Annotated in this window: 13 protein-coding genes and 1 tRNA gene; 11 read left to right on the top strand and 3 right to left on the bottom strand. The window is 35.1% G+C overall.

The window, feature by feature from the left end:
- Positions 1 to 1,353, bottom strand: a 1,353-nt coding sequence (locus V4762_RS05395; RefSeq protein ID WP_347314760.1) for a PDC sensor domain-containing protein, incomplete at its 3' end; no start/stop codon positions are given.
- A gap of 393 nt (positions 1,354 to 1,746) precedes the next feature.
- On the opposite strand from V4762_RS05395, the gene V4762_RS05400 reads away from it, so the two are divergent.
- Genes V4762_RS05400 through V4762_RS05410 form a run of 3 tightly spaced genes read left to right on the top strand, consistent with a single transcriptional unit; the run spans position 1,747 to position 3,878 of the window.
- Positions 1,747 to 2,499 carry a pseudouridine synthase gene (locus V4762_RS05400; RefSeq protein WP_347314761.1) on the top strand — a complete coding sequence of 251 codons (753 nt, stop codon included), beginning with the start codon at positions 1,747 to 1,749 and terminating at the stop codon, positions 2,497 to 2,499.
- Complete coding sequence (locus V4762_RS05405) at positions 2,486 to 2,767, top strand: sulfurtransferase TusA family protein (RefSeq protein WP_347314762.1); 282 nt, start codon at positions 2,486 to 2,488, stop codon at positions 2,765 to 2,767. The genes V4762_RS05400 and V4762_RS05405 overlap by 14 nt, the downstream gene beginning before the upstream one ends.
- Positions 2,754 to 3,878 carry a cysteine desulfurase family protein gene (locus V4762_RS05410; protein ID WP_347314763.1) on the top strand — a complete coding sequence of 375 codons (1,125 nt, stop codon included), beginning with the start codon at positions 2,754 to 2,756 and terminating at the stop codon, positions 3,876 to 3,878. Before V4762_RS05405 ends, V4762_RS05410 begins: the two co-directional genes overlap by 14 nt.
- A gap of 4 nt (positions 3,879 to 3,882) precedes the next feature.
- On the opposite strand, the gene V4762_RS05415 is transcribed toward V4762_RS05410, so the two are convergent.
- Positions 3,883 to 4,308 carry an RrF2 family transcriptional regulator gene (locus V4762_RS05415; protein WP_347314764.1) on the bottom strand — a complete coding sequence of 142 codons (426 nt, stop codon included), beginning with the start codon at positions 4,306 to 4,308 and terminating at the stop codon, positions 3,883 to 3,885.
- Between the two features lie 260 nt (positions 4,309 to 4,568).
- Between V4762_RS05415 and V4762_RS05420 the strand changes: the two genes are divergently transcribed.
- Complete coding sequence (locus V4762_RS05420) at positions 4,569 to 6,278, top strand: IS1634 family transposase (RefSeq protein WP_347314765.1); 1,710 nt, start codon at positions 4,569 to 4,571, stop codon at positions 6,276 to 6,278.
- Positions 6,279 to 6,434: 156 nt separating this feature from the next.
- On the opposite strand, the gene V4762_RS05425 is transcribed toward V4762_RS05420, so the two are convergent.
- Entirely contained in the window at positions 6,435 to 7,970 is a 1,536-nt protein-coding gene (locus V4762_RS05425; RefSeq protein WP_347314766.1) for a lipid II flippase MurJ, read from the bottom strand.
- A 324-nt stretch (positions 7,971 to 8,294) separates the two neighbouring features.
- Between V4762_RS05425 and V4762_RS05430 the strand changes: the two genes are divergently transcribed.
- The 7 genes from V4762_RS05430 to V4762_RS05460 all read left to right on the top strand — a co-directional run bounded on the left by V4762_RS05430 (position 8,295) and on the right by V4762_RS05460 (position 11,748).
- Positions 8,295 to 8,369: transfer RNA gene (locus V4762_RS05430), tRNA-Pro, on the top strand.
- 53 nt (positions 8,370 to 8,422) lie between these two features.
- Complete coding sequence (locus V4762_RS05435) at positions 8,423 to 8,686, top strand: stage V sporulation protein S (protein WP_347314767.1); 264 nt, start codon at positions 8,423 to 8,425, stop codon at positions 8,684 to 8,686.
- Between the two features lie 58 nt (positions 8,687 to 8,744).
- Positions 8,745 to 9,194: a DUF4446 family protein gene (locus V4762_RS05440; protein ID WP_347314819.1), complete on the top strand. Its 450-nt coding sequence runs from the start codon at positions 8,745 to 8,747 to the stop codon at positions 9,192 to 9,194.
- Between the two features lie 13 nt (positions 9,195 to 9,207).
- Positions 9,208 to 10,152, top strand: a complete 945-nt coding sequence (locus V4762_RS05445; RefSeq protein WP_347314768.1) for a peptidoglycan DD-metalloendopeptidase family protein — start codon at positions 9,208 to 9,210, stop codon at positions 10,150 to 10,152.
- 11 nt (positions 10,153 to 10,163) lie between these two features.
- A complete protein-coding gene (locus V4762_RS05450) occupies positions 10,164 to 10,520 on the top strand; it encodes a bactofilin family protein (RefSeq protein WP_347314769.1) in 357 nt (118 codons plus the stop codon).
- 17 nt (positions 10,521 to 10,537) lie between these two features.
- On the top strand, positions 10,538 to 11,338 hold the full coding sequence (rsmI, locus tag V4762_RS05455; RefSeq protein WP_347314820.1) for a 16S rRNA (cytidine(1402)-2'-O)-methyltransferase: 801 nt from the start codon (positions 10,538 to 10,540) through the stop codon (positions 11,336 to 11,338).
- Positions 11,339 to 11,385: 47 nt separating this feature from the next.
- On the top strand, positions 11,386 to 11,748 hold the full coding sequence (locus V4762_RS05460; RefSeq protein ID WP_347314770.1) for a YbjQ family protein: 363 nt from the start codon (positions 11,386 to 11,388) through the stop codon (positions 11,746 to 11,748).
- Positions 11,749 to 11,776: the final 28 nt, after the last annotated feature.

The following is an 11,776-nucleotide window of genomic DNA, read 5'->3' on the forward strand; positions in this document are numbered from 1 at the left end:
TTCTGTATTGTTTGCCTGTTCTTCTGCTCCCTTTGCAATTGCCTGAGTGGTGCTTGAGAAGGTATTTACTTTATTAGAGAGTGTCTGAGCTATCTTTGATATCTCCTCTGCTCCATGTGCTGTATTCGAAGCTGCCTGTGAGACTTCTCCTGATGAATGAGACAATATGGTTGCGTTTTCTTTTACCTTTTCAGATGCATTTTGTAGATCTGATACAAGACCCTTTAAGCTCTGTATTACAGACCTTGTGTTCTCTGCCATCTTCTTAGTGCTACTTGAAAGAATCCCCAACTCACCAAAATAATCTGTATTTATGTCTACGTTTAAGTCTCCTTCTGAAATCTTCTTGTTTACTTCCACTATCTCTGAAAGAGGCTTTGTAATGCTTCTTGATATGAACTTAAATATTATGAAGGATATTATAGAGATTATTATGATAGCTAAAAATATTATTGTGAGAAGGCTATACAATCCTGAGTAGAAATCAGTTGATGTGACTGGAATTAGCAATACCCATCCAGTAGAGGGAATTCTGTCCCAGGCCATTATCTTTTCCTGTCCGAGAAAACTATAGGTGCCAAATCCTGTAGGTTCACTTACTACCCTCTTGCCAAGCTCAGCAAGGGATGGTGTAATAGTAGAGCTAACTTTTGTAATGTTTTCTTTCATAACCATCTCTTTTTTTGGTGGCATTACTATATATAGGCCTGTTTTGTCGAGCAAAACTCCATATCCTGATTTGCCAAACTTTATATTTGATACCAGATCTTCTACAGTACTGAGCCTTATATCCTCACCAATTAACCCTATTGGAGTGCCCGATGCATTTAGAATTGGAACCACAATGCTAAAAATTTTGCTCTGGTCGAGTCTATTTATGTATATAGTCGTGATGAATACTTTGCCAGTAGACATTACTGCCTTGAAGTAAGGCCTGTCTGATACGTTTATGTTCGGAATAATACCAGAATTTGCAACCACTTCACCTTTTTCATTCGCATAAAAAGTGTCGTTTGCCTCTGGGAAAGACCCAAAGGTAGTTTTTAGGAATTCAAAAACTTTATTTTTGTCACCACTTTGTAGTGCAGGATCTTTAGCTAAATCTGTCAATGCTCCAATTTTATTCTCTATAAAGGTGTTAATGCCGTTGCTTGCGGTCTTTGCGGTCTCTTGCATAGCTGCAGTTGTTTGATCTTTTATGCTTTGTTTTATTACGAAATTTGAAACGAGCATAATAGAGACACCTAAGATTACTATTATCAGTATCATGCTAAAAGAAAGCCTTGAATTAATGGTGTTCCAGAGGCTGAAACCCCTTGTTTTGCTTGCGGTTTTTTCTTGTTCTGAGCTCATTTTATCCTCCTTTGGACTTTTGTAAATTAAAACGCTCATCTAAAAGGCTAAAACCAAAAAGTACATATACATAATAATACAAATTATTGTATTATTACAAATTTTTGTATTATGTATATATTTTTAAAAATGACCAAATAATTTGTTCTTAATCTCATTGAAGCATTATAAATGTCACTTGTTGTATGTCAATAAAAATTTTTCTTATAATTTATTTTTCTATAAATTATATATATTGTATTCTCTTTTGTATAAAAGGTGTAAAGTCAAAAGCTATGAAATATAGTTTTTAAGAGTATTGTAGGCTATACTTAGTAATATTTGAAAAGTTTTATATAATGAGTTAAAATTATATCAGATATAAATTATTTATATATTTATAGATTGGGGCTAATGACAATTAATAATTTAATGCGTATAAATAGATTTTTGAGTTTTTCGGGCATCACTTCCAGAAGGAAGGCAGAGGCTCTTATTTTGTCTGGAAGGGTAGAGGTGAACGGAAGCGTTGTTGTAGACCTATCACATAGAATTGATCCACAAAATGATATCGTAAAAATAGATGGAAAGCTAATAGCAGTTAAAGAAAATATGCATTACTTGCTTTTCTACAAACCAAGATGGGTTTTGACGGCTCTTGGAAAAGATCCAAGTGGTTTAGATACTCTGGATAAGTATTTCAAAGATTTTAGCGTGAGGCTATTTCCCGCTGGCAGGTTAGACTTTGATTCAGAGGGGCTAATTCTGATGACAGACGACGGCGAATTTGCACACAAAATACACCATCCATCTTTTAAGGTTGTCAAAAAATATCAAATTTTGGTTACCCCGGTGTTTGACATATCTCTTAAAGAGAAGGTGCTTTCAGGATGCAGTCTGGCAGGCAAATTTGTTAAACCTGACAGCTTTAAGGTTCTTAAAGATTTACCCGATTCGTCCTGGCTTGAAATAGGTTTTCATGAGGGTATGAAGCATTTGGTGAAAGAATATCTCAAAAAAATGGGCTACAGCGTCAAGAGGTTAATTAGGGTTGCTATTGGGGACCTTAGATTTGGTGGAACTTCAGGCTCATATAAGTGGTTAACTGATGAAGAGGTAAATAATTTCAAAAGAAAATATTTTGGTGATAAAAATGGAAAATCTTAAATTTTTAAATCCACTAAAGGTCAATAAAACTATTGATATAGTTTATCTTATGTGTCCTATGCACATTGTCTCAATTAAAAAGGCATTAAAAGAGTTAAAAGATGGAGAAATTCTTGAGGTGTTGAGCGACTTTTCTCATGCGCTTGAAGACATCCCAAATTGGTGTAAGATGTCGGGTCATGAATTTCTGGGGATTATCGAAGGGGATGACTATTTGAAATTCTACATTAAGAAATGTCAGGAAGAAATACCCAATGGTTTATCTTGATTACTACTCTACTTCTCCATTGGAAGAAAAAGTTTTCGAGGCAATGTGCCCATTTTTGAAGGAGAGATTCTACAATCCCCTTTCTAAAAACAAAATGGGAGTCTTAATAAAGGAAGAGATTGAAGTTGCCAGGTCAAAAGTAGCTAATCTTATAAATGCAAATAATGATGAAATTATATTTACGTCATCTGGCACAGAGTCAAACAACGCTATTATTAAAGGTCTTTCTTTCGCTTATAAGAAAAATGGTAAACACATAATTACTTCAAAATCAGAACACCATTCAGTGTTAAACCCATTGAGGAGTTTGGAAAGAATTGGTTTTTATGTTACATTTTTATCGCCTGATAAATATGGTGAAATCAAGCCATCCTATGTCGAGAGCGCTCTAAGAGAAGATACCATGCTTGTTTCGATTAACTTTGGTTCTGTTGACGTGGGCACTATAAACAATATAAAAGAAATCTCAAAAATTTTGAGAAGTAAAGATGTACTGTTTCACATTGACGCTGTTGCGGCAGTTGGAAATATTCACGTGGACGTAAAAGAATTGGGGGTAGATTCTCTTTCTTTTAGCTCGCACATTTTTGGTGGGCCAAAAGGAGTAGGCGGTTTCTATCTTAAAGATGGGCTAAGATTTATGCCACTGATCTATGGTGGTCCTCAAGAGTTTGGCAAGAGGGCTGGTACAGAAAATGTGGCAGGGATAGTGGGCACAGGCGTGGCTGCCGAATTGGCAATGCTAAATCTTGATAATAGAATTAAAAAAAGAAATAAAGCAATAGATGAGATTAAAAATATATTTTCTTTTGATGGGATAGAGATGGTTGGCAAAGATCTTGAAAGGCTGCCAGGGCATCTTTCTTTTATAATAGATGGGATAAAAAGCGAAAGTATGATTGCCTATCTTGAAGAAAATGACATATACGTTTCAAGCGGTTCACCATGTGTTTCTTATGCATTGAAGGCTTCGCCAGTTCTTATTAGTATGGGTTATTCTTTTGAACAGGCATCAAGCGTGATAACTCTTTCTACCAGCCACAAAACCACAGAAGATGAAATAGGATTTTTCCTTGATATTTTTGGTAAAGCTCTTGCGAAGTTAAGGTAGGAGGTTATTTACAGAGCTTCTTACAATTTTTTTTTACAAGGTCGTTAAGGGTTAACTTTTCCAAAAAAGAATTTACCTGATTTCCAATCTTCTGCCAAAGTGCCCTGGTAAGGCAATCTTCAGCTCTGTGACACTTCCCTGGATCTGCAGAACACTCTGTAATCAGCACAGGACCCTCAAGTATTTCTATGATATCCTTCAAGATAATCTTCTTCGGATCCTTATTTAGCTTGTATCCACCGCCAGGACCCTTAAAGCTCTCGACTATATCGTGATGCTTTAAGACATTTAGTACCTGCTCAAGGTAAGAGAGGGATATCTCCTGATCCTTAGCAAGCAAATGAGCTGGCACAGTATAGCCCTTTTTCGCCTGTGCAAGCTGGCATAAAGCTCTTAATCCATATCTTGTTTTAGTTGAAAGTTTAAACATGTAAATATAATATCATATAAGTTTAATAATTTGTTAATTTTTTAACAACACAACCCATAAGAGATTCTTATCTATTAATTAGTAACTCTTTTTGTTAACTTGAATATCCCTAGTTTTGCAGTAACCTTCTAAAATCTTTTTTGCATAAATCCCTAAACATAGCTGTTTACATGGATTATTTTTTGTCAAGTTTTATGATGTAAATAGTTGACAATCGTTAATAAATATGTTATAATGCCTTTATAAAGGAGGTATTTATTATGAATTTACAAGTAGGCAAGAGTAACGGACGCACTTATTTAACAATTGTTCAAGGATATAGAGACCCTGTTACAAAGAAAGTCAGACACAAAACTATTAAGTCTCTTGGTTATCTTGATGATCTTGCAAGGAAATATACTGACCCTATTGTTCATTTCAGAGGCGTAGTTGAAGAAATGAACAAGAAAATTGCTATAGAAAAACAACCTATTACTATTAACTTAAATCCAGAAGAGACCCTTGTTGAAAATCAAACGAATAGAAAAAATATAGGTTACGCTGCACTAAGCAAGCTCTATCATGAACTTGAATTGGATGTCTTCTTTTACAATCATTCAAGAGCATTTAAAGCTGAATTTAATACAAATAACGTTATGAAGCTACTTATCTTTTCTAGAATACTTTCTCCTAACTCTAAGAAAAAGACTTATGAGGACAAAGATTATTACTTTGAGAATACAGAGTTCTCATTAGATGATATTTACCGTTGTCTTACACAGATAGTTAACTTTAAAGACAGACTTAAACTGCATTTACACAGGCAGATGAGAAGTAAGTTTGGTAGAACTACCGATCTAGTTTATTACGATGTTACCAACTACTACTTTGAAACTGATAGACAAGACGAGATGAAGAGAAAGGGAGTATCAAAAGAACACAGACCAAATCCTATTGTACAGATGGGACTCCTTATGGACACAAAGGGTATTCCTATCTCATATGATCTATTTCCTGGTAACACAAATGATTGTGAAACTCTAATGCCAACCTTAGACAAGGTTAAAAGAGATTATGATGTTGGAAGAATTATTGTTGTTGCAAACAAAGGAATTAATACAGCAGATAATATTGCGTTTAACCTTGCTAAGGGTGATGGATATGTCTATTCACAAACTGTAAGAGGGGCCAACAAAGAACTAAAAGACTATGTCTTAGATGAATCAGGTTACAGACATATTGGAGACAACTACAAAATAAAGTCTAGACTCTATCCTCGTGAAATAGCAGTAAGTAATTCTAAAGGAAGTAGAACTAAGGTTAGAATTGATGAAAAACAGGTTATCTTTTACAGCGCTGATTATGACAGAAGAGCAAAGGCAGAAAGAGCTAGCGCTCTATCAAAGGCATTAGATTTAGTTAATAATCCTTCAAGATACAACAGGGCCACATCTTATGGAGCAGCCAAATATGTTAAAAATCTTGTCTTTGATCCAAAAACAGGAGAGATACTAACTACAAAGCAAAAGCCTGTATTTGATGAGAATAAATTAAGAGAAGAAGAAAAGTTTGATGGATATTACGCTATTGTAACCAGTGAATGGAAGAAGAGCGATGATGAGATAATTGAAATCTATCGTGGACTTTGGAGGATTGAAGATGCATTTAAAGTAACTAAAAGCGACCTTGAAACAAGACCAGTATATCTTTCAAGAAATGATCATATAGAGGCTCATTTCCTTATATGCTTTACATCTCTTGTAATAGTCCGTCTATTAGCTCAATGCTTAGATAACAAGTACTCTATTCCAAAGATAGTAGAAAGTCTAAACAAATCATCTGGAACCCTTCTTGAAGAAAACTGGTATGTATTTGATTATGCCGATGAAGTAACAAAAGCAATAGCAGAAAAGCTTGGTATAGATCTAAGTCACAAGTATCTTAGATTGGGAGACATAAGAAAAATACTAGGAGCTACAAAAAAGTCCTGAACATACAACAACTTTATGTAAAACTAAAAAGCCCATAAAACCTTGATACAAAGGCATTTATGAGCTTTTTTTATTTTATTTGCTGCAAAAGTCAGGATATAAGTTTAATAATTTGTTAATTTTTTAACAACACAACCCATAAGAGATTCTTATCTATTAATTAGTAACTCTTTTTGTTAACTTGAATATCTTATTAAAGAAGTATGAAGATTCTTCCCATTTTAAAATAAAGCTTAAAATAAAATAAAGTGCTATTGAAGACAGGGGAAAAACTATCTCAAGATATCCTCTTATGTGTGTGGTAAGTGAGAGCAAATAAAATATTGAACAGCACAAAATGGCAAAAAAACCTCTAATTAATATTCTTGAAAAAAAATTCTTTAGAGAAAACAATTCTTTCTTGTCAAGAATGTAAAGCTGCCATATCGAGCTTATTAGTGTGCCCGCAATAGATCCTAAAGCTATCATTACTATGCCAAAGGATTTAACAAATAATATACAAATCAAAATATTGCACACTATTCCAACTAATATTGACCAGAAGCTTTCCCAGGGTTTTTTAAGAGCTATAAAGGCTTGGTATGACATGCCAGTTATTCCAACTGTATACAGCATCAATATATGGTAAGACAAAAACTGAGAAGTTATTATTGCTGCGCTGTTATTAAAAGCTCCATGTCTATAAGTAATTGATATTATTATGTAGCTAAAAAACATAGTGCTAAAGACAATTGGAGACATGAGATATATTATTGCGCTCATGCCGTTTGAAAAAGTTCTCTTGAACTCATTGATTTTATTTTCACTTGCGAATGATATAAGAGTTGGAAAGAGGGCGCTCATTATAGAAAATATTACAAGCCCTGCTGTCCCATATTCAAATCTTGCAGAATAATTGACAGCGCTTATTGCTCCGCTTGCAAGCCATGATGCTGCAGTAGTCGCTATAAAGAGATGAATTGGCCAAAGGTTTGTGCCTATTAAAGTGGGCAGCAATAAATTTAAAAGTCTTTTCTGTCCTATATTAAAAAGTTTAAATTTTTGGAAGATGTTAATATGAATTTGTTTTTTTATCCAGATATAGAGTCCGATAATCTGCAATAAAGCCCAGATTACTTGTGAAAATATAAAAGCTTCTATGCCAAATGATTTTGTAAAAAATAACAGTGCGCCAACTGTAAAAATATTAAACAAAAAGGCAAAGAGCACCGGATAGAAAAATTGATAGTAAGATTGGCATATTACTGTTAAAAACTGACCAATTCCTGCAAGCGTCGAATATGAAACGTTTAAGACTACTATGGATATGGCAAGCTTAGTGCCAATTAATTTGTCTTCACTTTGCCATACAAATATTATTACTGATGTTAATAAAAAAAGTATTAATGATTGGATTATTATCCACAAAAATGAATTAGCAAGAAATTCAATAGCGCTATCATTGTCTTTGGATTTCATATCCAAAAATACTGGCATAAAGGAGCCAGAATAGGTTTTTAATATTGACCATATAAGAGAATTCGAGAGATTGAAAGTAAAGAAGAAAAAGTCTGTGATATGACTAATTCCAAAAGAATAGGCAAACAGAAGCTCCCTTAAGAAGGCAAGAGGTTTTGAGAACAAGTTCACGCCAGTAAGTAGCAAGGATGCTGTAAATGGAGTTTGTTTGTCTATGTTTGATTTTATTTTCATATTAAAAGTTAAATAATATAAAACTAAATAACATTGAACGTGAAAAATTCTTCATTAATTTCGGCTTATTTAAAGCATGCGATCTATGTAATAGTTTTGAACAGTTTTTTAACATAAAAATAATATAAAACATTTTATATAATCAGTAAAGATCTAATAGTTTTGTGTTAGTTTTTAGCAGGCTTGGTCTTTAAATTCGTTCTGAGTAATATCAAATTTTCTTAATAAACTTAAGAGATTGAAATTGATTGGGAAAACTTATTTGTACTTTTTATTAGTGATATTGCATAACTTAGATAATTGTGTTATTCTTTTTAGAGATGTCGGGGTGTAGCGCAGCGGGAGCGCACCTGCTTTGGGAGCAGGGGGTCAGAGGTTCAAATCCTCTCACCCCGACCATTTTGATTTCTTAATTAAAGTAGAGAAATTGTATTAATTTTGGGGAGGCATTTATGGCAGATATTAGGGTAAGCGCTAACTCAGCCGCAAAGTCAGTGGCAGGTGCCATTGCCGGAGCAATGAGGGAAAAGGGTAGAGTAGAGGTTCAGGCTATTGGTGCAGGTGCTGTTAATCAGGCTATTAAGGCAGTCATCATAGCACGAGGTTATCTTGCTCCAGGCGGGCTTGATATTATTTGTATACCATCTTTTACCTATGTAACTGTGGATGAGGAAGAGAGGACTGCTATAAAGCTGATTGTTGAACCAAGGTATTAGTATTGGAGTACGAAAGGGTGTGTAGGAAATAGAGTTATCAGGCAATCAAATAATACTTATAGTTCTAAGTTTTGCAATATTTAACGTTGTTATAATCAGTGCAATGTTTATATTTATTAAAAGATCTTTTTCTGAGTTTGCCGCCTTTAGTCCGGCGGGAAGAACGCTGATACAAAATCGAATTAAAGAACTTGAGGGTAAACTGGAGGTCGTTGAAAACAACTCTAAACTCCTATCGAGCGATATAGAAAAGATATTTGTAAAATTAAGCAATACCTTTCAGTCTTATGGAATTGTTAGGTATGATGCTTTTGACAATATTAGCGGTATGTATTCTTTTTCTTATGCCCTTTTAAACGCAAATAAAAACGGTATCATAGTGACCTCTTTGATGAGTAGAGACTTTACCAGAGTTTATACAAAAGAAGTGTCAAACGGTTCGGTAAATCTGGAGATGTCTCCAGAAGAGAGAAAAGCCCTGGAGATTGCTATAAGTAAAATTAGCTAAGTTTTGAGGTGCTATGCCAAAAAGATTGAACGATGAAATTACCTTTATGATATTGCCTCATTCAGGTCACACTCCATTCTCCTTTAAAATGAGTTGGGGGGTTTTGGTTTTTTGTCTTACTATCTTATTTTTTGGCGCACTTTTCGTAATTGGGACCTTCTTCTTCGCTCTAAGTGTAAACTCAAAATTATCAGATTATCAAATCGTAAAATCTCAAAATGCAAGGCAAGTTGAAGAGATAAGACAGTTAAAGATTGAATCAGAATCTCTGAAGAAGGATCTTAAGCGTCTTAGCGATGAAGAAAGAGAATTAAGATCAAATTTAGGCATATCTGAGCCCTCTGACTCTACTTCCAAAGCTAAATCTGATAAATCATCTTCTATAGAGGGAATAACTCCAATTGGCTCAGAAGATATGGGAAATTTATTTGGCGTCACTATGGATCCAAGGCTTGCAAATATAAAAAACGATCTTTCCATTGTTAGGACTCAACTGTCTTCTAGAGAAAGAAGTTTTCTACAAATATCTCAGATAGCAAAGAGAAAGATTAACGAATATGCTTCATTTCCTACAGGTTTTCCTGCTGATGGTGTAATTACTTCTTACTTTGGATATAGGCCTGCTTTTGGAGATTTCCATCCAGGAATTGACGTGGCTACTGGTTATGGATCCCCGATTTATGCTACAGGCGATGGAGTGGTTGTTTTTGCTGGGTGGTATCTATCTGGTTACGGCATGACAGTAATAATTGATCACGGCAATGGCTATGAAACGATTTACGCTCATGATAGTGCTTTCGCAGTTAAAGTCGGTCAGAGGGTTAGGAGAGGCGAGGTAATTGCATATATAGGCTTGACAGGTTTTACAACTGGACCGCATGTTCACTATGAGGTCCACCATTATGGCAGGGTAATAAATCCAATGTCAGTAATTGGAGCAAATCCTGCAGAGCTTTGAGGGAGGAAGAAATGATGTTATTTAAAGTTAAAAGAGGCAGCAGCCCAGTAAGCCCGGATACCATTCTAAGTCATAAAAATGAATTTTCTGGGACTCTGAAGGGTGAGGGAAATGTAAGGATAGATTCGCCCTTTGAAGGGGAGATTGCCATTGACGGAGAGCTATTCGTGGGACAGGATGGAAGAGTAAACGCTAATGTCAAGGCTAAAAAGGTGTCTGTTTTTGGTGAAATTAGAGGAAATATAGAGGCCACCGAAGGACTTGTGATACATAACAGCGGAAAAGTGTTTGGGGATGTAAAGGTCGGCATTCTATTTGTGGACGAGGGAGCGGTACTTGAAGGCAAAAGCGAGATGCTAAGGTCCTGAAAGGCAAGCTATATTTAATTGGCACCCCGATAGGGAATCTCAAAGACATTACTTTTCGGGCAGTTGAGGTTCTAAGTCTTGTAGATTCTATATTTTGCGAAGATACAAGGGTAAGTTCTAAGCTCTTTAGTCACTACAACATTAAGAAACCCCTTTTTTCATTTAATTCTCATAATTTTTTAAAACAATCTGAATTTGTTTTAAAAAAACTTGAAAGTGGATCGGTAGGCTTGGTTACCGATGCTGGCATGCCTGGTATTTCTGATCCAGGGTCTTTTTTAGTTAATTTGGTCAGAGAAAATAATTATGATGTAGTTGTGATACCTGGACCAAGCTCGCTGACAGCTTCGATTGCTCTATCTGGTTTCAAGCCGAATTCATGGCTTTTCGCAGGATTTTTTCCAAAGGATACATCTAAGAGAAAAGAAGTAATTAAGGCTTATATGGATTCCAAAGGACACCTTATCTTCTTTGAATCAGCCAAGAGGTTGTACGAGACGCTCTTATGGATTAAAGCGAATTTTGAGATTAACCCAAAGGTCTGTGTTTTAAGGGAAATAACAAAAATTTATGAAGAAGTAAATTGTTTTGAGCTCTTTTCTGTAGAGGAAAAAGCTGACTTATCTTCTGTTAAAGGGGAGATTGTGGTGGCTCTTGAGTCAATCGACTTGGCTGAGGACAACGAGAGATTTTATGAATTAGCTGCTGACTTAATAAAGCTTGGTGTCGAACCATCGAATCTCTCAAAGCTTTTTGCAAAACACATAGGAATAAACAAAAACTGGCTTTATAAAAAGCTTTTGCAGGATAAGCGGTAGTTGAATAAAGACTTTTTCGTTCTGTTGCGACAGGCTTTATTAAATATATGAATCGTAGGGGAGGTAACGAGAGTGAGATCTTGATTACCACAGAGCTTGATCCTCAGGGTTTTTTGATTAAAGAGAGGTTTGGCATTGTGTTTGGTGTCTCTGTTTTTTCCAGAAATATCTTGGGAAACTTTTTTGGCAGCATTCGAGCAATATTTGGCGGTGAACAGAGTGGCTATGCCAAGATGATTATGAAAAATAGAGATAATGCTATTGAGAAGCTGATTGAAAATGCCAGAAATGTTGGAGCAAATGCTGTAATAGGCGTAAGATTTGATTCTAATGAATTTGATTCTGGAAAAGGCCAATCTATGAACGAAGTTGTAGTTTATGGTAGCGCAGTAAGGTTGGAGAGGAAATAAAATTTATAGGATTAATTTTAGCTAATTT

The organism is Thermodesulfobium sp. 4217-1 (genome assembly GCF_039822205.1).
In the GTDB taxonomy this organism is placed as follows: Bacteria; Thermodesulfobiota; Thermodesulfobiia; order Thermodesulfobiales; family Thermodesulfobiaceae; genus Thermodesulfobium.